The 21866-nt window shown below is 39.2% G+C and carries 23 protein-coding genes and 1 pseudogene; 19 read left to right on the top strand and 5 right to left on the bottom strand.

Annotated features, from left to right (window positions below; translation table 11 throughout):
- Positions 1–127 precede the first annotated feature (127 nt).
- Positions 128–766, top strand: a pseudogene (locus tag DV424_RS08235) (glycosyltransferase family 25 protein); the annotation flags it as partial.
- 39 nt (positions 767–805) lie between these two features.
- Here DV424_RS08235 and rsmA read toward each other — a convergent pair.
- Positions 806–1669, bottom strand: coding sequence for a 16S rRNA (adenine(1518)-N(6)/adenine(1519)-N(6))-dimethyltransferase RsmA (gene rsmA, locus DV424_RS08230; protein WP_118859678.1), 864 nt, complete (start codon positions 1667–1669; stop codon positions 806–808).
- 205 nt (positions 1670–1874) lie between these two features.
- Here rsmA and infA point away from each other — a divergent pair, with 205 nt between their 5' ends.
- From infA to rplI, 5 genes are all read left to right on the top strand, one after another.
- Entirely contained in the window at positions 1875–2093 is a 219-nt protein-coding gene (infA, locus tag DV424_RS08220; protein WP_005627617.1) for a translation initiation factor IF-1, read from the top strand.
- 191 nt (positions 2094–2284) lie between these two features.
- The gene (rpsF, locus tag DV424_RS08215; protein ID WP_005627620.1) at positions 2285–2662 is read left to right on the top strand and encodes a 30S ribosomal protein S6; all 378 of its coding nucleotides are present in this window, start codon (positions 2285–2287) and stop codon (positions 2660–2662) included.
- Complete coding sequence (gene priB / locus DV424_RS08210) at positions 2649–2975, top strand: primosomal replication protein N (protein ID WP_118859677.1); 327 nt, start codon at positions 2649–2651, stop codon at positions 2973–2975. The genes rpsF and priB overlap by 14 nt, the downstream gene beginning before the upstream one ends.
- A gap of 12 nt (positions 2976–2987) precedes the next feature.
- Positions 2988–3215: a 30S ribosomal protein S18 gene (gene rpsR, locus DV424_RS08205; protein WP_005598105.1), complete on the top strand. Its 228-nt coding sequence runs from the start codon at positions 2988–2990 to the stop codon at positions 3213–3215.
- A 16-nt stretch (positions 3216–3231) separates the two neighbouring features.
- On the top strand, positions 3232–3681 hold the full coding sequence (gene rplI, locus DV424_RS08200; protein WP_118859676.1) for a 50S ribosomal protein L9: 450 nt from the start codon (positions 3232–3234) through the stop codon (positions 3679–3681).
- A gap of 102 nt (positions 3682–3783) precedes the next feature.
- Here the strand turns inward: rplI and rpoD are convergent, their stop codons facing one another.
- From rpoD to rpsU, 3 genes are all read right to left on the bottom strand, one after another.
- Entirely contained in the window at positions 3784–5667 is a 1884-nt protein-coding gene (gene rpoD, locus DV424_RS08195) for an RNA polymerase sigma factor RpoD (protein ID WP_118859675.1), read from the bottom strand.
- Positions 5668–5738: 71 nt separating this feature from the next.
- Positions 5739–7520: a DNA primase gene (dnaG, locus tag DV424_RS08190; RefSeq protein ID WP_118859674.1), complete on the bottom strand. Its 1782-nt coding sequence runs from the start codon at positions 7518–7520 to the stop codon at positions 5739–5741.
- A gap of 133 nt (positions 7521–7653) precedes the next feature.
- On the bottom strand, positions 7654–7869 hold the full coding sequence (rpsU, locus tag DV424_RS08185) for a 30S ribosomal protein S21 (RefSeq protein ID WP_005627632.1): 216 nt from the start codon (positions 7867–7869) through the stop codon (positions 7654–7656).
- Positions 7870–8100: 231 nt separating this feature from the next.
- Here rpsU and tsaD point away from each other — a divergent pair, with 231 nt between their 5' ends.
- Genes tsaD through DV424_RS08170 form a run of 3 tightly spaced genes read left to right on the top strand, consistent with a single transcriptional unit; the run spans position 8101 to position 10976 of the window.
- Positions 8101–9129, top strand: coding sequence for a tRNA (adenosine(37)-N6)-threonylcarbamoyltransferase complex transferase subunit TsaD (gene tsaD, locus DV424_RS08180; protein ID WP_118796169.1), 1029 nt, complete (start codon positions 8101–8103; stop codon positions 9127–9129).
- An 8-nt stretch (positions 9130–9137) separates the two neighbouring features.
- Positions 9138–9719 carry a thymidine kinase gene (locus DV424_RS08175; RefSeq protein ID WP_046942645.1) on the top strand — a complete coding sequence of 194 codons (582 nt, stop codon included), beginning with the start codon at positions 9138–9140 and terminating at the stop codon, positions 9717–9719.
- A 36-nt stretch (positions 9720–9755) separates the two neighbouring features.
- The gene (locus DV424_RS08170; protein ID WP_118859673.1) at positions 9756–10976 is read left to right on the top strand and encodes an aromatic amino acid transporter; all 1221 of its coding nucleotides are present in this window, start codon (positions 9756–9758) and stop codon (positions 10974–10976) included.
- Positions 10977–11114: 138 nt separating this feature from the next.
- Here DV424_RS08170 and DV424_RS08160 read toward each other — a convergent pair whose 3' ends face one another.
- Positions 11115–11375 carry a YfhL family 4Fe-4S dicluster ferredoxin gene (locus DV424_RS08160; protein ID WP_005627640.1) on the bottom strand — a complete coding sequence of 87 codons (261 nt, stop codon included), beginning with the start codon at positions 11373–11375 and terminating at the stop codon, positions 11115–11117.
- Between the two features lie 76 nt (positions 11376–11451).
- Between DV424_RS08160 and DV424_RS08155 the strand changes: the two genes are divergently transcribed.
- The 10 genes from DV424_RS08155 (at position 11452) to rplA (ending at position 21786) form a co-directional block, all read left to right on the top strand.
- The gene (locus DV424_RS08155; protein WP_118859671.1) at positions 11452–12234 is read left to right on the top strand and encodes a ribonuclease T2 family protein; all 783 of its coding nucleotides are present in this window, start codon (positions 11452–11454) and stop codon (positions 12232–12234) included.
- A gap of 95 nt (positions 12235–12329) precedes the next feature.
- Positions 12330–13490 carry a phosphoglycerate kinase gene (gene pgk, locus DV424_RS08150; RefSeq protein ID WP_118859670.1) on the top strand — a complete coding sequence of 387 codons (1161 nt, stop codon included), beginning with the start codon at positions 12330–12332 and terminating at the stop codon, positions 13488–13490.
- 118 nt (positions 13491–13608) lie between these two features.
- Positions 13609–14688, top strand: a complete 1080-nt coding sequence (fbaA, locus tag DV424_RS08145) for a class II fructose-bisphosphate aldolase (protein ID WP_118859669.1) — start codon at positions 13609–13611, stop codon at positions 14686–14688.
- A 66-nt stretch (positions 14689–14754) separates the two neighbouring features.
- On the top strand, positions 14755–15795 hold the full coding sequence (locus DV424_RS08140) for a glycosyltransferase family 9 protein (RefSeq protein ID WP_118859668.1): 1041 nt from the start codon (positions 14755–14757) through the stop codon (positions 15793–15795).
- A gap of 212 nt (positions 15796–16007) precedes the next feature.
- Entirely contained in the window at positions 16008–17552 is a 1545-nt protein-coding gene (locus tag DV424_RS08135) for a YjjI family glycine radical enzyme (protein ID WP_009500429.1), read from the top strand.
- 8 nt (positions 17553–17560) lie between these two features.
- Positions 17561–18349 carry a 4Fe-4S cluster-binding domain-containing protein gene (locus DV424_RS08130; RefSeq protein WP_118859667.1) on the top strand — a complete coding sequence of 263 codons (789 nt, stop codon included), beginning with the start codon at positions 17561–17563 and terminating at the stop codon, positions 18347–18349.
- A 104-nt stretch (positions 18350–18453) separates the two neighbouring features.
- Positions 18454–19707, top strand: a complete 1254-nt coding sequence (locus tag DV424_RS08125) for a NupC/NupG family nucleoside CNT transporter (RefSeq protein WP_118859666.1) — start codon at positions 18454–18456, stop codon at positions 19705–19707.
- A gap of 62 nt (positions 19708–19769) precedes the next feature.
- On the top strand, positions 19770–20486 hold the full coding sequence (gene deoD / locus DV424_RS08120) for a purine-nucleoside phosphorylase (protein ID WP_005643966.1): 717 nt from the start codon (positions 19770–19772) through the stop codon (positions 20484–20486).
- 177 nt (positions 20487–20663) lie between these two features.
- A complete protein-coding gene (gene rplK, locus DV424_RS08115) occupies positions 20664–21092 on the top strand; it encodes a 50S ribosomal protein L11 (protein ID WP_118859665.1) in 429 nt (142 codons plus the stop codon).
- 4 nt (positions 21093–21096) lie between these two features.
- A complete protein-coding gene (gene rplA, locus DV424_RS08110) occupies positions 21097–21786 on the top strand; it encodes a 50S ribosomal protein L1 (protein ID WP_005627655.1) in 690 nt (229 codons plus the stop codon).
- Positions 21787–21866 lie beyond the last annotated feature (80 nt).

Below are 21866 nucleotides of genomic sequence, written 5' to 3'. Positions count from 1 at the left end.
AACTATTTTTACCATTTTGAAGATAAAATTCGATGACTTGTTGCTTGAAAAGAAAATTGTATTTGGTCATAAAAAATCTGCACCTTAGTGAGTTGGTTATTTAGTCCAACTTTTGGGGTGCAGATCATTAATTAGCCATTTCTTATTATGGAATAAGTGTGTGAATGAAAATTTGGAATATCTCACAATTTTTGAAGATGATGTAATTCTTGGCGAGAATGCGGAAGTGTTTTTGGCACAAGATGAATGGTTAAAAACACGTTTTGATTTTAATGATATTTTTATTATTCGTTTAGAAACTTTTTTACAGCCAGTTAAACTTGAGAAACAAACTAAAATTTCACCTTTTTATTCTAGGAATTTTGATATTTTAAAATCAACTCATTGGGGGACTGCTGGTTATATTATTTCTCAAGGTGCGGCTAAATATGTAATTGAATATTTAAAGAATATTCCTTCTGATGAAATTGTTGCAGTTGATGAACTTATTTTTAATAAATTAGTTGATGTTGATAATTATATTGTCTATCAACTTAATCCAGCAATTTGTATTCAAGAACTCCAAGCGAATCAAAGTAAAAGTGTATTAACAAGTGGATTGGAAAAAGAACGAGAAAAACGTCCAAAAATCCGTAAGAAAAAGACATTGAAACAGCGTTTAACTCGGATAAAAGAAAATATTATACGAGCTTTAAATAGAAAAAAATGGAAAGAACAACAACGTATTAAAGAAATGCAAGGTAAAGAAATTGTCCGTTTTACGTAGAAAGCCAAGGTGTAACAAGGATTACACCTTTTATTATTTTTACTCTTCTGAATCTAATATTTCATCGTTATTAACATCTGCTGGTAGATTATCTGCCAGCCAGTTCGCTAAGCGAGCATAATCAGCAATGGTTAAATTTTCTGCGCGTGCATTTAAATCAATACCAAGTGCGGTCAGATTTTCAGGTGAAAATAATGTTGAGAGTGCATTACGCAATGTTTTGCGGCGTTGATTGAACGCTTGGGAGCAAACACGGTTCAACCAATATAAATCTTTTACAGGGTGTGGCAATTCTTTATGCGGAATTAAACGCACAACCGCTGAATCCACTTTCGGTGCAGGTTTAAATGCAGAAGGAGGCACTTCAAGTACAGGCATCACTTGGCAGAAATATTGCGCCATAATGGTTAAACGACCGTAAGCTTTGCTATTTGGTCCTGCGCATAAGCGTTTGACTACTTCTTTTTGCAGCATGAAGTGCATATCTTGAATCACATCATGATACTTAAATAAGTGGAACATTAATGGGGTAGAAATGTTATAAGGTAAGTTACCAAACACACGTAATTTCTGACCTTTTTCTGCTAAATTCTCTTTTGTATAAAGCTCACCAAAATCAAATTGCATTGCATCCGTTTCAATAACAGTGAGCTTTTGATGTAAAAATGGATGATGACGTAAACGTTCTGCGAGGTCTCGGTCAAGTTCTACCACAGTCAGATGATCGACAAGTTCACCAACAGGCTCTGTTAAGGCGCCAAGCCCCGGACCAATTTCCACTAGGAATTGATTGGGTTGTGGGTAAATCGCTGCCACGATACCTTGAATTACAGAAGTATCATGTAAAAAGTTTTGACCAAAGCGTTTACGCGCGGTATGACCTAAGTGTTTTTTTGAATTCATATATTATCTTCTTTTATAAGAGTGCGCTTATTATAGGGCTTGTTTTGGCTTTGTAAATCATTGTTAACTTATGCTAAATTGAGTTTTTTATGAACAATATTATTTTTTCTTTCGTAGAAAGCCAAAAACGGCTATAATCCGCCCGTTTTTCTTAACTTTTCCGCCTAAAGAGCGGATAAAAAATCGATTATTTTTAGAGGATACAATGGCGAAAGAAGATTGCATTGAGATGCAAGGCACAATTTTAGAGACTTTACCGAATACTATGTTCCGCGTGGAGTTGGAAAACGGTCACGTGGTTACTGCGCATATTTCAGGAAAAATGCGTAAAAACTATATCCGTATTTTGACTGGGGATAAAGTGACTGTAGAAATGACGCCTTATGATTTAAGTAAAGGACGTATTATTTTCCGCAGCCGTTAATTGCAGAATATGTGAGATAGACCGATATATATCGGTCTTCTTTTTTGCTCAAAAAGAACTCAAACTGGTTGCGGAACGTAAAAAAATCGGTATAATCCGCAACCCTTAGCCACATTGAATTTTTCGTTCCTTGCCTTTGCAGATTGGTGGCTGATCTACGTCAAAGGCTGATTAACCCGTAAGGAGCAGTAATGCGTCACTACGAAATCGTGTTTATGGTTCATCCGGACCAAAGCGAGCAAGTACCAGGTATGATCGAACGTTACACCGGTTCTGTAAAAGAAGCTGGTGGTCAAGTTCATCGCCTAGAAGATTGGGGTCGTCGCCAATTAGCGTACCCAATTAATAAATTACACAAAGCACACTATGTGCTTATGAATGTAGAAGCGCCTCAACAAGTCATCGACGAGCTAGAAACGACTTTCCGTTATAACGATGCTGTATTACGCAGTCTTGTTATCCATACTAAGCACGCCGTAACAGAAGCGTCCCCAATGAAAGCGGCTAAAGAAGAACGTAAACCTTTAGCTGAAGTTGAAAACAACGATTTTGAGGATGCTGAAGAGTAATTTGAAAATTGATAATCGTTTTTCGGTTATGGGAGTCGTTTCTCAGTTACCAAAGCGATTAAAGAGCCCTAGTGGAATTGAGCATTGTAAGTTTTTGTTAGAACATCGTTCTGATCAGATTGAAAGTGGTTTCTCACGTCAAGCTTGGTTAAAAATGCCAGTTCAAATTAGTGGTAATCAATTGATAGAAAAAACTCAAAGCATTACGGTCGGTAGTAAAATTTTGGTGGTGGGATTTATTACATCACATAAAACCCCAAGTGGGTTATGCCAATTAGTTTTACATGCCGAGCAAATCGAATTTATAGATTAGGAGACTAGCCAAATGGCACGTTATTTCCGTCGTCGTAAGTTCTGCCGTTTCACAGCGGAAAATGTTGTTGAAATCGATTATAAAGATATCGCTACATTAAAGAACTATATTTCAGAAAGCGGCAAAATTGTACCTAGCCGTATTACCGGTACTCGTGCGAAGTACCAACGTCAATTAGCTCGTGCAATCAAACGCGCTCGCTATTTAGCGTTACTTCCATACACTGACAATCATCAGTAATTAAGGAGATACGGTAATGCAAGTAATTCTTTTAGATAAAATTGTTCACTTAGGTCAAGTGGGCGATCAAGTAAATGTTAAATCAGGTTTTGCACGTAACTTTTTAATCCCACAAGGTAAAGCAGTTATGGCAACTAAAGCTAACATTGAACACTTTGAAGCACGTCGTGCAGAATTAGAAGCGGCAGCAGCAGCAAATCTTGCAGCAGCTCAAGCTCGTGCAGCAGAAGTTACTGCATTAGGTTCTGTGACTATCGCATCTAAAGCAGGTGATGAAGGTCGTTTATTCGGCGCAATCACTACTCGTGATGTGGCAGAAGCAGTAACTGCAGCAGGCGTTAAAATTGCGAAAAGTGAAGTTCGTTTACCAAACGGTCCAATCCGTAGTCTTGGTGACCACGACGTTCGTTTCCAACTTCACGGTGAAGTATTTGCAACATTAGATGTAATCGTTGTTGCAGAATAATTTGTCAGATAGGCAAAATAAAACCCGGTCTTAGATCGGGTTTTTTATTATCAGTTTAGAATAATAAAAAAGGAGCTATAGCTCCTTTTTTATTTGTAACGTTTAGTCGTCAAGGAAACTTCTTAATGTTTCTGATCGGCTAGGATGACGTAATTTACGTAACGCTTTTGCTTCAATTTGACGAATACGTTCGCGTGTAACGTCGAATTGTTTACCCACTTCTTCAAGCGTATGGTCGGTATTCATATCGATACCAAAACGCATGCGTAATACTTTTGCTTCTCGTGGTGTTAGGCCTTCAAGAACTTCGTGAGTCGCAACTCTTAAGCTTTGTGCTGTTGCAGAATCTAAAGGAAGTTCTAAGGTTGAATCTTCAATAAAATCACCTAAATGTGAGTCATCGTCATCACCGATAGGCGTTTCCATAGAAATTGGCTCTTTTGCAATTTTCAATACTTTACGGATTTTATCTTCAGGCATTCCCATACGCTCAGCTAATTCTTCTGGCGTTGCTTCACGTCCCATTTCTTGTAATAACTGGCGAGAAATGCGGTTAAGTTTATTAATTGTTTCAATCATATGCACAGGAATACGGATTGTACGAGCTTGATCCGCAATAGAGCGTGTAATGGCTTGGCGAATCCACCAAGTAGCATATGTAGAGAATTTATAACCACGGCGATACTCAAATTTATCTACCGCTTTCATTAAACCAATATTCCCTTCTTGAATTAAATCTAGGAATTGTAAACCACGATTCGTGTATTTTTTCGCGATGGAAATTACTAAACGCAAGTTAGCTTCTACCATTTCTTTTTTAGCACGACGAGCTTTTTGTTCACCTCGAGCGACTGCATCACAAATATCACGCATTTGGGTAACGGTAAGTTTCGTGTTTTCTTCAATGTTAGCTAAGTTGTTTAATGCCTCAAGAATACGTTCTTCATATTTTGGTAAGCGTTTTGCCCATGGTTTGCTAGATTTTAAGGCTTTTTGTACCCATTCAGTATTGCTACCATTGGTTGTGATGAATTTTTCAAAATCATCTTTTGGCATTCCTGCAATATCAACCAATATTTTTTGTAATTGACGTTCTTCGTAGCGTACACGTTTCATCATTTCTTTCATTGACAAAACGAGTAAATCGAATTGTTTTGGTACTAAGCGGAATTGTTTAAAAATTTCACCAAGTAGTGCAATTTGATCTTGGGCGCGTTTTCCTGAGCGACCATGTTTTTCAATAACAGCAAGCGTTTTAGTGTGCTGGTCTTTTAACTGTTGGAATTTTTCTCTCGCGACTTCTGGATCAATGCTATTATCAGACTCGCTTGAATCTGATGTAGATTCTGCTTCGCTTTCGTCTTCATCTTCATTGTCTTCCACATCTGCACTTTCTGATTCTTCTCCGTCTTCAGAAAAGTTTTCATCAATGACATTATGTTCTTCTATTTCTGCATTTGGATCGACAAAACCTGTAATTAAGTCAGCTAAACGGAAGTTTCCTTTTTCCACATCATCATAATTTTTTAGCAACCCATTTAAAGCTTCAGGACATGCGGCAATGGATGTTTGAACCTCATCAATTCCTTCTTCAATACGTTTTGCAATGCTAATTTCATCTTCACGAGTAAGAAGATCAACCGTTCCCATTTCACGCATATACATACGGACAGGATCGGTTGTTCGACCTATTTCAGATTCTACATTTGAAAGAATTTGGGTTGCCTCTTCCACCGCATCTTCATCCGGAATTGTGTCATTCAACATCATCTCATCGCTTTCTGGGGCTTCGTCTAAGACGGGGATCCCTGCATCATTTTGTAGCGTTTGTAGCAACTTATCGTAATATTCAGGGTCGATGACATCTTCTGGTAATAAATCATTAATTTCTGCATAGGTTAAATAACCTTGAGTGCGACCTAATTCCATCAGTTGTTCAATTTGTTCTGAATATTGTTCAGCCGTAGATTGTTGATTTTTTTCCATTTTTATATCCGTTTTGCTTGATGTGATAGTAGCAATATAATTCTTGTTACGAACTTAGAATTTTATCATTGTTATTGAGGATTAACTAACTGTTTTTTCTGCTGTTCTTTCCCCGCTAAAAGGTGAACGAGCACTGTTTTTTCCTCATCAGTAAGCCCTTCAGCTCGTTCTTTAGCAATAAGCATTTCAATGTCTCGCTCAATGGCTTGAATATTTAAGCGACGATAGTTTTGTGAAAATGCATTGATGATTTCTGCTTCGTCTAATAAATGATCCCAAGTTGCCAGTATTTCAAGGGGATTGCTGTAAGGCGTATCACGGAAGTGCTCTAAAATCTGCCCTGTCGTAATACCTTCTCGTTGGCGACAAAGTGCGGTCAATTTTTCCAGAATTTCAAAACCAGCTTCCGCACGTAATGCTTGCACGCCACTTTCAGACATACGTTTTACTAATTCAGGATTTTGCAGAAGTAATGAAATGACCATTCGCATTGGTGTCTTTTTGATCTTATTATTAGCGACTTTTTGTTGTGTATTGGCTTGTTCTAATTGTTTTGGAATAAGATTTTCCAGCTGAGTTTGATCAAAAATCCCAAGTTTTTGAGCAAGCATATTGCGTAGCGATAAGCGAAGCATTTCTCCAGGAATTTGACGAATTAACGGCGCAGCCAGCGCAACTAATTTTCCTCGTCCTTCTTTGCTAGAAAAATCAACTTGCGGGCTTAAGTGAGCAAACATAAACTCGCTTAAAGATTGCGCACTTTCGATATATTCTTCAAATTTTTCTTTGCCATATTGGCGAATGTAAGTATCAGGATCTTCTCCTTCTGGCAAGAAAATAAATTTGAGTTGTCTGCCATCTTCTAAATAAGGCAACGCATTTTCTAACGCTCGCCACGCTGCATCACGCCCTGCACGGTCACCATCGTAACAACAAACAACTTGTTCAGTCGAACGAAAAATAAGTTGAATTTGTTCTGATGTCGTGGACGTACCTAAAGAAGCTACCGCATAATCCACGCCAAATTGTGCTAATGCGACCACATCCATATAACCTTCAACAACCAGTAATTGTTTGGGTTCATCGTTGGCTTGTAAGGCTTCGTACAAACCATAAAGCTCGTTACCTTTATGATAAGTAATGGTTTCTGGTGAATTCAGATATTTCGGTTTTTCATCCGTTAATACCCGCCCTCCAAAAGCCACTATGCGACCACGTTTATCGCGAATCGGGAACATTATGCGATTGCGGAATTTATCGTAAATATTGCCACGATCATTGCGCGAAAGCATGCCTAACTCAATGAGTTTTTGTTGTTCTTCACGATTAACACCAAATTTACGCAATACAGTATCCATCGCATTCGGCACAAACCCAATTTGGAAACGCTCAATAATTTCAGGTGAAAGCCCGCGTTGTTGTAAATATCCTTGCGCCTGCGCATTTAATGGTAATTGGTTTTGATAAAACGTGGCAATTTCTTGCATTAATTCATAGAGATTTCGTTTGGTTTGGTAATTAGCTTGAGGTTTCCCGCTGTTATTGGCGCGTTTTTCGTAAGGTACTTCAAGCCCAGCCATAGCAGCAAGTTCTTCAATAGCCTCTACAAATTCAAGCTTGTCATAATCCATTAAAAAGGAAATCGCATTACCATGTGCGCCACAACCAAAGCAATGATAAAACTGTTTCTTTTGGCTAACTGTGAAGGATGGTGTTTTTTCGTGATGAAAAGGGCAGCAGGCTTGATAATCGCGACCAGCTTTTTTTAGTTTTACGCGACTGTTAATCACATCGACAATATCGGATTTTGTCAGCAAATCATCAATAAAGGGGCGTGGAATAGAACCTTTCATTGTCGAGCCTCCGTGATCGTGGTGTGAAAGTGCGGTCGTTTTTGGCGTAGATTTTTGTTTTGCTTAAAGTAACAAAACCGTGAGTCCAAAGGATTCACGGTTTGTCTTAACTCGAGTCAGAAAATACTATAAATTAGTATAAACGGGTATTGCGCGCGTTTTCGCGAGCGTTGCGTTTTGCGTGACGTTTTGCAAGTGTTGCATTTTCACGTTTACGAATTGTAGTTGGTTTTTCGTAAAATTCGCGAGCGCGTACTTCAGCTAAGATTCCCGCTTTTTCGCAAGAGCGTTTGAAACGACGTAAAGCTACGTCAAATGATTCGTTTTCACGTACTTTAATTACAGGCATAAGCCAATCACCTCAATGAGTTTAATTTAATTGCAATTTAAAATTTTATTTTCACCAAAGCACTACTGTGCAAATGGCAAATTTAATAAAGGACGCAATTCTAATCTATTTTTAGGGAAAAAGTAAAGGATAGAATGTCAATTCACCTTAATATTTGTGGTTTCAACTGGTTAAAACCGCTTAAACAGGGTAAAATCGCGCAACATTTTAGGTAATAAATTAAGAAAATCAATGAAAATCTTAGGCATTGAAACCTCCTGCGATGAAACGGGCGTGGCGATTTATGATGAAGAGAAAGGGTTAATTGCTAATCAACTTTATACTCAAATTGCCCTACATGCAGATTATGGTGGTGTGGTTCCTGAATTAGCATCACGCGATCATATTCGTAAAACAGCTCCTCTCATTAAAGCTGCGCTAGAAGAAGCTAACTTAACGGCGAGCGATATTGATGGTATTGCTTATACGAGTGGCCCTGGACTTGTTGGCGCATTGCTCGTCGGGGCTACGATTGCGCGTTCTTTGGCTTATGCTTGGAATGTGCCTGCGATTGGTGTTCATCATATGGAAGGGCATTTGCTTGCACCAATGCTTGATGAAAATTCACCGCACTTTCCTTTTGTTGCTTTGTTGGTATCGGGTGGCCATACTCAATTGGTACGTGTAGATGGTGTAGGAAAATACGAAGTGATTGGTGAATCCATTGATGATGCCGCAGGTGAAGCCTTCGATAAAACAGCAAAATTACTTGGACTAGATTATCCAGGTGGCGCGGCACTTTCTCGTTTAGCAGAAAAAGGCACGCCAAATCGTTTCACATTTCCACGTCCAATGACAGATCGTGCAGGCCTTGATTTTAGCTTTTCAGGTTTAAAAACGTTCGCTGCGAATACGATTAATCAAGCGATTAAAAACGAGGGCGAACTAACAGAACAAACTAAATCGGATATTGCTTATGCTTTCCAAGATGCGGTAGTGGATACACTTGCCATTAAATGCAAGCGCGCATTAAAAGAAACAGGCTATAAACGTTTAGTGATTGCGGGGGGAGTGAGCGCAAATAAAAAACTCCGAGAAACGCTTGCGCACTTAATGCAGAATTTAGGTGGTGAAGTGTTTTATCCTCAACCTCAATTTTGTACAGATAATGGCGCAATGATTGCTTACACAGGTTTTTTACGTTTAAAACAAGGTCAGCATAGCGATCTGGCTATTGATGTTAAGCCTCGTTGGGCAATGACGGAATTACCAGCGATTTAGGAGAAAAAATGGCGAAACTCTACTTCTATTACTCCACAATGAACGCTGGAAAATCAACGACGTTGCTACAATCTTCCTATAACTATCGTGAGCGCGATATGAACACAGTAGTTTATACTGCTGCGATTGATGATCGTTTTGGTGTTGGGAAAGTCACATCGCGTATTGGCATTTCGCAAGATGCCTTTTTATTTCGCTCGGAAACCAATTTGTTTGATGAAATCAATGAGCACTTAAAAAAAGAAAAAGTGCATTGCGTGTTGGTGGATGAAGCTCAATTTCTTAGCAAGCAACAAGTTTACCAGTTGAGCGATGTCGTCGATAAACTCAAAATCCCTGTGCTTTGTTATGGCTTGCGTACAGATTTCCAAGCGGAGCTTTTTGAAGGAAGTAAATATTTACTGGCTTGGGCGGATCAACTCGAAGAATTAAAAACAATTTGTTATTGTGGCCGTAAGGCTAACTTTGTTTTGCGTTTAAATGATCAAGGTGAGGTTATTAAAGAAGGTGCGCAAATTCAAATTGGGGGCAATGACTCTTACCTTTCTGTTTGCCGTTTACACTATAAAGAAAAGTGCGGTCAACTTTAAATTAGTTTTCAAACACAACACGATAAGGATAATTTTATGTTACAGAATAAAACATTTGGGAGTGCGCTGATTATTGCAGGCACAACCATTGGCGCAGGTATGCTTGCTATGCCGCTTACATCAGCTGGCATGGGCTTTGGTTATACCGTGTTATTGCTCGTTGGCTTGTGGGCTTTGTTGGTTTACAGTGGATTGTTGTTTGTAGAAGTGTATCAAACAGCGGATCAGTTGGATGACGGTGTCGCCACGCTAGCTGAAAAGTATTTTGGGGTTCCTGGACGTATTTTAGCCACTTTAAGTTTGTTAATTTTACTTTATGCGCTTTCAGCCGCTTATATTACGGGTGGTGGATCTTTACTTTCAGGTTTGCCAACTGCTTTTGGAATGGAAGCGATGTCGCTTAAAACGGCGATTGTTATTTTCACTGTCGTATTAGGTTCTTTTGTCGTTATAGGAACGAAAGGCGTGGATGGTTTAACTCGCGTGTTATTTATTGGTAAGTTAGTCGCCTTTGCTTTTGTACTGTTTATGATGCTTCCAAAAGTGGCAACAGATAATTTAATGGCATTGCCTTTGGATTATGCTTTTGTGGTTTCTGCTGCGCCGATATTTTTCACCTCTTTCGGTTTCCATGTCATTATGGCGAGTGTAAATAGCTACTTAGGTGGAAGTGTAGAAAAATTTCGTCGTGCTATTTTGATTGGTACTGCGATTCCATTAGCTGCTTATCTTGTATGGCAGTTAGCAACTCACGGTGTATTAAGTCAAAGTGAATTTGTGCGTATTTTACAAGCTGACCCAACACTAAATGGCTTAGTGAACGCAACACGTGAAATCACAGGTTCGCATTTTATGGGAGAGGTTGTGCGTGCGTTTTCATCACTTGCACTGATTACTTCTTTCTTAGGCGTAATGCTTGGTGTATTTGAGGGATTGGGGGATTTATTTAAGCGTTATCATTTGCCAACTAATCGTTTTGTTTTAACCATCGCCGCATTTTTACCGCCACTTGTATTTGCATTGTTTTATCCTGAAGGGTTTATTACTGCATTAAGTTACGCAGGGTTGTTGTGTGCGTTCTATTGCTTAATTTTACCAATTGGTTTGGCGTGGCGTACACGTATTGCCAATCCGACATTGCTATATCGTGTTGCTGGCGGTAATTTTGCTTTGGTGTTTGCGTTATTGATTGGTGTCGTGATTATGGTCATTCCATTTTTAATTCAATGGGGATATTTACCAGCGGTGGCGGGATAATATTTGATTTTTCCCTAGAGAAAACACTTTTCTCCCTCTGTTTGCAGGGGAGCTGCCGAAGGTTGAGGGGATATATAGAAAGCCCCCTTCCGCCCTTCGGGCACCTTCCCCCACAAGTAGGGGAAGGCAAGTTATGTTCTACAACTTATCGGAATGATGAATCATTACAAAGCGTTCCCAAAGCTGTTCTTCGGTTTCTTGATGTTCAGGATCGGGCTTAATGCAGTTAGTGATTGGGCAAACTTTTTGGCAGGTTGGCGTGTCGTAGTGGCCGACACATTCCGTACAAAGTACAGGATCGATCACATAAATTTCATCGCCAATGGAAATGGCTTCGTTTGGGCATTCTGGTAAGCACATATCGCAGTTGGTACATTTGCTAGTGATGAGTAATGCCATTGTGATCCTTAATAGAAGTTGAAAGCGGCGAATTATAGCTGACAAAAACTTGATTGACAAAAACTAAACAAAATTTATGAAAAAACTTACTTCCATTCTTTCTCTTATTATCCTTGTTGTATTAGCAATTTGGCAATATTTTACTGATCCAACCAAAGCTAAACATCAATCGTCTTCTCCCGTAATGGAACAGGCTAAGCAAGCAAAAGCGCCTGAACCTAAATTAGAGCCTCAATTTGAGACAAAGCGGACAGATATTGAAAAAAGTGCGGTGAAAAAGCCAGATGTTTTTGCAAACTATGATGTGATTATGCACAATGATCGTATCGGGCAAAATGCGCAGGCACCAGTTGATTATTATATGTTGGCATTATCTTGGTCGCCTGGATTTTGTGATATTCAGCGTGAAAAATATGGCGATCAGTTGCCTGCATCCTCCCAATATCAATGTGGAAATAACCGCACTTTTGGTTGGGTCGTACATGGGCTATGGCCTCAAAATGCGAATGCTCGTGCTGTTTCAGATCATCCTCGTTTTTGCAAAGGCGATTTACCTGCTTTGCCAAAAGGTTTATTAGCACAATATTTGGCAATTTCTCCGGGCGAGCAATTATTGCAAGGCGAATGGGAAAAACACGGTAGTTGCACCTTTGATTCTGCCCAGCAATATTTTGCTAAGGAGCAGGAATTATTTAACGCATTAAAATTACCAAATCAAAAATTAAGTAGAGATGAACTTTTTGGTTGGATGAAGCAACATAATCCACAATTAAAAAATGCGTATTTGAGGGCTAGTCGAAATGAATTATTTATTTGTTATGATAAAAAATGGCAGGTAATGAATTGCCAAAGCAAATAAGAATTTCTTTGATCTAAATCGTTACAACCTAGCACGAAGTAGGTATAATACGAAAAGTTTTCAATTTTAATTTTAACTTAATAAGAGGATAGATTATGTCAGTAATCAAAATGACCGATTTAGATTTAGCGGGTAAACGTGTATTTATCCGTGCAGATCTTAATGTGCCAGTAAAAGATGGCAAAGTGACCTCAGATGCGCGTATTCGTGCGACCATTCCTACTTTAAAATTAGCCTTAGAAAAAGGTGCAAAAGTGATGGTTACCTCTCACTTAGGTCGTCCAACTGAAGGAGAATTCAAACCAGAAGATTCTTTACAGCCAGTTGTTGATTACTTAAAAAACGCAGGCTTTAATGTTCGTTTAGAACAAGATTATTTAAACGGCGTAGAGGTTAAAGAAGGCGAAATCGTTGTTTTAGAAAACGTACGCGTAAACAAAGGCGAAAAGAAAAACGATCCTGAATTAGGTAAAAAATATGCCGCACTTTGCGACGTATTTGTAATGGATGCCTTTGGTACAGCACACCGTGCGCAAGCATCAACTTACGGCGTTGCAGAATTTGCACCAATCGCTTGTGCAGGTCCATTATTAGCCGCTGAGTTAGATGCATTAGGTAAAGCCTTAAAAGAGCCAGCTCGTCCAATGGTGGCTATTGTTGGTGGTTCTAAAGTTTCAACCAAATTAGAGGTATTAAATTCTCTTTCAAAAATTGCTGACCAAATTATTGTGGGCGGTGGTATTGCAAATACTTTCATTGCGGCAGCAGGCCACAATGTGGGTAAATCGTTATATGAAGCTGATTTAATCCCAGTCGCTAAAGAATTAGCAGCAAATACAGATATTCCTGTTCCAGTTGATGTACGTGTTGGTTTAGAGTTCACTGAAACTGCAGCAGCAACAGAAAAATCAGTGACTGAAGTGAAAGATGATGAATCTATCTTCGATATCGGTGATAAATCTGCAGAACAATTGGCTGAAATCATCAAAAATGCAAAAACTGTTTTATGGAATGGTCCAGTTGGCGTGTTTGAATTCCCTAACTTCCGTAAAGGGACTGAAATCATTTCTCACGCGATTGCAAACAGCGATGCATTCTCTATTGCTGGCGGCGGCGATACTTTAGCGGCTATCGATTTATTTGGTATTGCTGATAAGATTTCTTACATTTCAACGGGTGGTGGTGCGTTCTTAGAATTCGTAGAAGGCAAAGTATTACCAGCAGTAGAAATTCTTGAAAAACGTGCGAAAAACTAACCGCACTTTTCCTATGTGACATATCGATGGCGATCATTAAAAATGTCGCCATCAATAAAAGTCAAAAAATTCTCAAATTGTGGGTTTGTCCCACTAAACATAAAAAGGAAACACAAGTATGGCTAAATTATTAGATATCGTGAAACCTGGTGTAGTAACAGGTGAAGATGTGCAAAAAATCTTTGCTTATGCAAAAGAGCATAACTTTGCTATCCCTGCGGTAAACTGCGTAGGTTCTGACTCAGTTAATGCCGTGTTAGAAACTGCTGCACGCGTAAAAGCGCCAGTTATTATTCAATTTTCTAACGGTGGTGCTGCGTTCTATGCGGGTAAAGGCATTAAACCAGCAAGCGGTGCCCGTCCTGATGTACTTGGTGCGATTGCTGGAGCGAAACACGTTCATACTTTAGCTAAAGAATACGGTGTTCCTGTTATTCTTCACACTGACCACGCTGCAAAAAAATTACTTCCATGGATCGATGGATTACTTGAAGCGGGTGAAAAACACTTCGCTGAAACTGGCCGTCCATTATTCTCTTCTCACATGCTTGACCTTTCTGAAGAGCCAATGGAAGAAAATATGGCAATCTGCCGTGAATACCTCGCTCGTATGAATAAAATGGGTATGACTCTTGAAATCGAAATCGGTATTACCGGTGGTGAAGAAGATGGCGTAGATAATTCTGGTGTTGATGAGTCTCGTTTATATACTCAACCATCTGATGTGCTTTATGTTTACGACCAATTAAATCCAGTAAGCCCTAAATTTACGGTTGCTGCAGCATTTGGTAACGTACATGGTGTTTATAAACCAGGTAACGTAAAATTAAAACCATCTATTTTAGGTGCATCACAAGAGTTCGTAGCGAAAGAACGTAATCTTCCTGCAAAACCAATTAATTTCGTCTTCCACGGAGGTTCTGGTTCTAGCCGCGAAGAAATCCGCGAAGCAATTAGTTACGGTGCAATCAAAATGAACATTGATACCGATACTCAATGGGCATCTTGGAATGGTATTTTGAACTTCTATAAAGCAAATGAAGCTTATCTTCAAGGTCAATTAGGTAACCCTGAAGGCCCAGATGCGCCAAACAAAAAATACTACGATCCACGAGTATGGTTACGTAAAATGGAAGAATCTATGTCTAAACGCTTAGAACAATCTTTCGAAGACTTAAATTGTGTTGATGTTTTATAATCCACAAAAATAACATAAAATACGACCGCACTTTCGAGTGCGGTTTTTTGTTTTAGCGGAGAAATTATGGAAAAGCTATTAGTTATTCGTAACGATAAATTAGGCGATTTTATGCAAGCATGGCCCGCTTTTGCTATGCTGAAGTTATCGAATCCTTCTTTAAAATTAACCGCACTTGTGCCGAGTTACACTGCGCCTTTAGCGGAAGTTTGTCCGTTTATTGATCATGTCATTATTGATAGCAAAAAAAATGATAAAACGGATTTCAATCGTCTTGTGCAGGAAATCAAAGCACAGCAGTTTGATGGAATGATTAGTTTCTTTTCCAATACCCATAATGGAAAACTCGCTTGGAAAAGTGGAATTAAATATCGCCTTGCACCTGCGACTAAATGGGTTCAAATTCTCTATAATCACCGTCTAACACAACGCCGTTCTCGTTCTGAAAAATCAGAAGCGGAATACAATCAAGATTTAGTCCGCGCTTTTTTGCACAAGCATAATATGCCAATTGTTGAACCTAAACCGCCTTATTTAACCTTTGAGAAAAGTGCGGTGGAAAATCAACGCGTTTTGTTGCAAGAGCGTTTAGGGCTTTCCGCAAATAAAAAATGGATCTTTGTGCATAGTGGTTCTGGTGGCTCAGCAACGAATCTTTCTTTAGCGCAATATGCAGATTTAATTAAAGGCTTATTGGCTGAGTTTGATTGCAATGTTGTGCTGACAGCAGGGCCTGGCGAAAGTGAAAAAGCCCATGAATTGGCAAATTTGGTGGATGATTCACGTGTAGCCATTTACGATAAGAATAAAGGTTTAGTGGATTTTGCTCATTCTTTAGCTTGTGCGGATTTATTTATTGCGGGATCTACAGGGCCATTGCATTTGAGTAGTGCGTTTAATATTCCGACAATCGGGTTTTATCCAAATAGCCGTTCTTCCCAGCCGAGACGCTGGAAACCGATTAATGATGTCGATAAACATCTTGCATTTTGCCCACCCGCAGGAAAAGCGACTCAAATGAATCTAGGGTTAATTTCTATTCAACAAGCATTACAAGAGATAATCCCTTTTGTTAAGAAAATGTGTTATTCAAGTGATAATATTTAAAATTCGCCAATCAAATTAAAACTGGCGGATATTTTCTGTTCTGCCAGTAAAATCTTTTTCTCTCTACCATCTAAATTCTATATTTCTTATTTTAATAGTTAATCGTTTGCCTCGGTTTTTATTTCTGAAAATGTGATCTCGCTCACGTTTTCAAAATTGTCTATTTTGTTACCATTGCGTAAAATACAAAACCATTTTCAAAGGGGGACGTTATGTTAGCTTCACTTCAAGATATTCTCGATACGGTTAAAGCCAATAATCTGACTTATCATCAAAAATTAATGACATTAGGTAATATTGCTGAGCGTTTATTTGATCCTCGTGATTTGCTTGGCTATACCGATGAAGAATGGGGCTTTTTACAGAATCAGATGATTTGTGATTTATGTGAAGGTTACGCGATTTATCGTCCTCGTTATATCCTGCCTGATTACAATGTGTATATCCAAAAAGGCTGCGAATTTTTAGAATTGCCGCCACCAAAAGATCTTGATGAAGCACTTGATGGATTATTGATTCTTTACTCTCACGTGCCATCCATTACAACTTACCCTGTTTATGTTGGTCGTCTTGATGTATTGCTCGAACCGTTCATTACTGATGAAGAAAAAGACTACATCAAAATTAAACGTTTCTTAAATCATATCGATAAAACTGTGCCTGATTCATTCTGTCATGCCAATATTGGACCTTATGACACGAAAGCAGGACGTTTGATTTTACGCGCAGTGATTGAGCTTGAGGCACCAACACCGAATATGACCATTCGTTATGACAAATCTAAAACGAGCCGTGAGTTTGCTGAACTTGCAGCAAAAGCCTGTTTATTAGTTTCTAAACCATCTTTTGCGAACGATGCTTACTATATTTCCGATCTAGGTGAAGAATATGGCGTAGCAAGTTGCTATAACGCACTGCCTGAATGTGGCGGTGCTTACACATTAACGCGTTTACGTCTAGGCACGATTGCTCGAGCGTGTAAAAGTGCGGATGAAATGGTAAACGAATTATTACCACGTGTGGCGAAATGTGCTCTTTCAACCATGGATAAACGCCATAAGTTTGTGGTGGAAGAAAGTAATTTCTTTAACAGTTCATTCCTTGAAAAAGAAGGCTTTATCAAACGCACTAATTTTACGGGGATGTTTGCAATTGTGGGCTTGGCAGATGCAGCAAACCATTTATTGCAATGTGAAGGATTAAATGAAACCTTTGGTAAGAGTGCTCGTGGCGATGAGATTGCGACAGCAATTATGGATAAACTTAAAGAAATCACTGATGCACATGAAGGGGTTTATGCTGAACGCACTGGCAATCGTTATTTATTACATGCGCAAGTTGGCGCAAGTAACCACGAAGAAGACAAACGCAACGCACCGGCTCACCGTATTCGTGTAGGCGAGGAACCAACGCTACTTGCACATTTGAAACAGTCTGCACCGTTCCATAAATATTTCCCATCTGGTACAGGGGATTTATTCGCCTTTGATCAAACCTATGTAGATCACTGCGATGCGGTCGTAGATATTATTGATGGGGCATTTTCCTTAGGCTATCGCTACATTACCACCTATTTGAAAAACACGGATTTAATTCGCGTTACGGGTTATTTGGTGAAGAAAAGCGAAGTTGAAAAATACCGTAAAGGCGAAGTCGCATTACGCGACACAACCTGGTATGGCTCGGGTACGGATGAATGTGCCAACGTGTTTGATCGCCAATTACGCGATGAAAAAGATGTCACTGCTGAAAAATAATTGGAAAAATGACCGCACTATCTGAGATTTTTGTGCCGTTACATCGGATTATTCCTTTTTCAAATGTAGAGGGGCAAGGCAATCGTTCGAGTATTTTTCTGCAAGGTTGCAAGTTAAATTGCTTGTATTGCCATAATCCAGAAACTATTCCTCGTTATACGGAAAATGCGAAATTGGTTAGTTTGCAGTATTTGTATGAACAGGTTATGGAGGCGGTTCCATTTATTCGTGGCGTAACAATTTCAGGCGGTGAACCGACTATCCATCATAAAAAACTGGTGCCGCTCTTTGAGGCTTTACGTTCGCAGGGATTAACCTGCTATTTGGATAGTAGTGGCTTTTTTGAGTTTGATCGTATTCGTTCGTTAATCGATGTCACTGATAAATTTTTATTCGATCTGAAAGGAGAAGGCGCAGGTTTACAAACGCTCTGTTTTGACCGACAAAATCAAACAGGAATCGTGCCACAGCAAGTGATACCGGAACGTTTACACATAAAAAACGATAAACTTGAGCGAAATTTACAAAATCTGGCTGCCTTGTTGCCGTTAAATAAAGTGGAAGAAGTGCGGTTAGTTTTTTTAAAGCATTTTTTTGATGCTGAACATTTAGTGGGAAAAGTTGCGCTACTTTTACGAAATTATCCTGATGTGGCATTAAAAATTATCCGTGTGCATAGTAAAGGTGCGCGCGATGAAACTGGGTTATCGACGCATATTCCAAGTGCGGAAGAAACTAATGCATTGGCTGCTTATGCGCGTCAATGTGGAATTAACAAGGTTTTGACTATTTTGTAGTCGTTTACAAAAAAGTGCGGTGAAAATTCGCCGACTTTTTGTGAGAAAACAAGTAAAATAGTGCCGTTTTATTTTTATCAACTTCACCAACTAAGGGGAATCAAATGAGTGTGTTAAGCAGCATTTTGGGAATGGTCGTATTAATCGCTATTGCCGTGTTACTTTCCAATAATCGTAAAGCGATTAGTATTCGAACTGTCGTGGGGGCGTTAGCAATCCAAGTAGGATTTGCCGCCCTTATTTTATATGTGCCTGCAGGTAAACAAGCATTGGGTGCCTCTGCGGATATGGTATCCAATGTTATTGCCTATGGTAATGACGGGATTAATTTCGTTTTCGGCGGATTAGCGGATCCAAGTAAACCATCAGGTTTCATTTTTGCAGTGAAAGTATTACCGATTATCGTATTCTTTTCTGGCTTAATTTCTGTGCTTTACTATCTCGGCATTATGCAAGTAGTAATTAAAGTATTAGGTGGTGCATTACAAAAAGCATTGGGTACGTCAAAAGCTGAATCAATGTCAGCGGCTGCGAATATTTTCGTTGGTCAAACTGAAGCACCATTGGTGGTTCGTCCTTACATTAAAAATATGACCCAATCTGAATTATTTGCCATCATGGTAGGTGGTACAGCATCTATCGCGGGTTCAGTAATGGCGGGTTACGCAGGAATGGGCGTGCCATTGACATACTTAATCGCTGCATCATTTATGGCGGCACCAGCTGGTTTATTATTTGCGAAATTAATGTTCCCACAAACTGAACAATTCACAGATAAACAACCTGAACACAATGATTTAGAAAAACCAACTAACGTACTTGAAGCAATGGCGGGCGGTGCGAGTGCAGGTATGCAACTTGCGTTAAACGTAGGTGCAATGTTAATCGCATTTGTTGGTTTAATTGCATTAATTAATGGTATTTTAAGTGGCGTTGGTGGCTGGTTCGGCTATGGCGATTTAACGTTACAATCTATCTTTGGTTTAATTTTCAAACCATTAGCATACTTAATCGGTGTAACTGACGGTACCGAAGCGGGTATCGCAGGACAAATGATCGGGATGAAATTAGCGGTTAACGAATTCGTAGGTTACCTCGAATTTGCAAAATACTTGCAACCAGATTCTGCGATTGTATTAACTGAAAAAACCAAAGCGATTATTACTTTCGCACTTTGTGGTTTTGCTAACTTCAGCTCAATTGCAATCTTAATCGGTGGTTTAGGTGGAATGGCGCCAAACCGTCGTAGTGATGTTGCGCGTTTAGGCTTAAAAGCAGTAATCGCAGGTACTTTAGCAAACTTAATGAGTGCAACGATTGCTGGCTTGTTCATCGGACTCGGTGCTGCAGCGCTTTAATTCTCGGATAAGTGCGGTGAAAAATGACCGCACTTTTTATATTTAAAAAAGGAAGGAAAATTATGACTCCACATATTAACGCGCCTGAAGGCGCATTTGCTGATGTTGTTTTAATGCCGGGTGATCCACTTCGTGCAAAATATATTGCAGAAACGTTTTTGCAAGATGCAGTAGAAGTAACAAATGTTCGTAATATGCTTGGTTATACCGGTACTTACAAAGGTCGTAAAATTTCTATTATGGGCCACGGTATGGGGATTCCATCTTGCTCTATTTACGCGAAAGAATTAATCACTGAATACGGCGTGAAAAAAATTATCCGTGTAGGATCTTGTGGCGCTGTTCGTATGGACGTGAAAGTGCGCGATGTAATTATCGGTTTAGGTGCATGTACTGATTCAAAAGTAAACCGTATTCGTTTCAAAGATAACGACTTTGCAGCTATTGCTGATTTCGATATGGCACAAGCCGCTGTTCAAGCTGCAAAAGCAAAAGGCAAAGCTGTTCGTGTAGGTAATTTATTCTCGGCGGATTTATTTTATACACCCGATGTAGAAATGTTCGATGTAATGGAAAAATATGGAATTTTAGGTGTGGAAATGGAAGCTGCTGGAATTTATGGTGTGGCTGCAGAATATGGTGCAAAAGCATTAACGATTTGTACTGTATCTGACCATATCCGTACTCACGAACAAACCACAGCAGAAGAACGTCAATTAACATTCAATGATATGATTGAAATTGCATTGGATTCAGTATTAATTGGTGATGCACAATAATTTCTTATAGTGGGTTTAAGAAGTGCTTGAAAAACAACCGCACTTTTTATATAATCCGCGCCCATTATGATATGAGCCGTTCGCGGCTCATATTTTTGTGTGGTGCAATGAATGTTGCACTGAAAATTATCGGGGAGCTATTTAATAGCGTTATTACCCAATTAGAGGAAAACTAAAATGGCAAAAAAAGTCCAAGCATACGTTAAGTTGCAAGTTGCAGCTGGTATGGCTAACCCATCACCACCAGTTGGTCCTGCATTAGGTCAGCAAGGTGTGAACATTATGGAATTCTGTAAAGCATTCAACGCTCGTACTGAGAGCTTAGAAAAAGGTTTACCAATTCCAGTTGTTATCACTGTATATGTAGACCGTTCATTCACTTTCGTCACTAAAACTCCACCAGCAGCAGTATTATTGAAAAAAGCTGCAGGTATCAAATCTGGTTCTGGTAAACCGAACAAAGATAAAGTGGGTAAAGTAACTTTAGATCAAGTTCGTCAAATCGCTGAAACTAAAGCAGCAGATATGACTGGCGCGTCTATCGAAACCAAAATGAAATCAATTGCTGGTACTGCTCGCTCTATGGGCTTAGTGGTGGAGGAATAATACGATGGCTAAATTGACTAAAAAAATGAAAGCAATCAAAGCTGGCGTAGATTCTACTAAAGCATACGAAATCAACGAAGCGATCGCGGTATTAAAACAATTCGCAACAGCTAAATTCGTTGAAAGTGTTGACGTTGCAGTAAACTTAGGTATCGATCCTCGTAAATCTGACCAAAACGTTCGTGGTGCAACTGTATTACCACACGGTACTGGTCGTGAAGTACGCGTAGCTGTGTTCACCCAAGGTGCTAACGCAGATGCAGCTAAAGAAGCTGGCGCTGATTTAGTAGGTATGGAAGATTTAGCAGAGCAAATCAAAAAAGGCGAAATGAACTTTGATGTTGTTATCGCTTCTCCTGATGCAATGCGTGTTGTTGGTCAATTAGGTCAAGTATTAGGCCCACGTGGTTTAATGCCAAATCCTAAAGTTGGTACTGTAACTCCAAACGTTGCTGAAGCAGTTAAAAATGCTAAATCTGGTCAGATCCGTTATCGTAATGATAAAAACGGTATCATCCACACAACAATTGGTAAAGCAAACTTCTCTGAAGTTCAATTAAAAGAAAACCTCCAAGCATTATTGGCTGCTTTAAACAAAGCAAAACCAACTACTGCAAAAGGTATCTTTATCAAGAAAGTAAGCATCTCTACAACTATGGGTGCAGGTGTTGCTGTTGATCAAACTTCTTTATAATTTAAAGAATTGATAGATTTTAAACCGCACTTTTTAAAAGTGCGGTTTTTTATTTCATAAAATTTCTATATAAGTTTTAA

Origin of the sequence: Haemophilus haemolyticus, from assembly GCF_003493605.1 — a bacterium.
Taxonomy (GTDB): domain Bacteria; phylum Pseudomonadota; class Gammaproteobacteria; order Enterobacterales; family Pasteurellaceae; genus Haemophilus; species Haemophilus haemolyticus_J.
The sequence above is the reverse complement of the archived record's forward strand: the minus strand, read 5'-3'. Positions and strand labels throughout refer to the sequence as shown.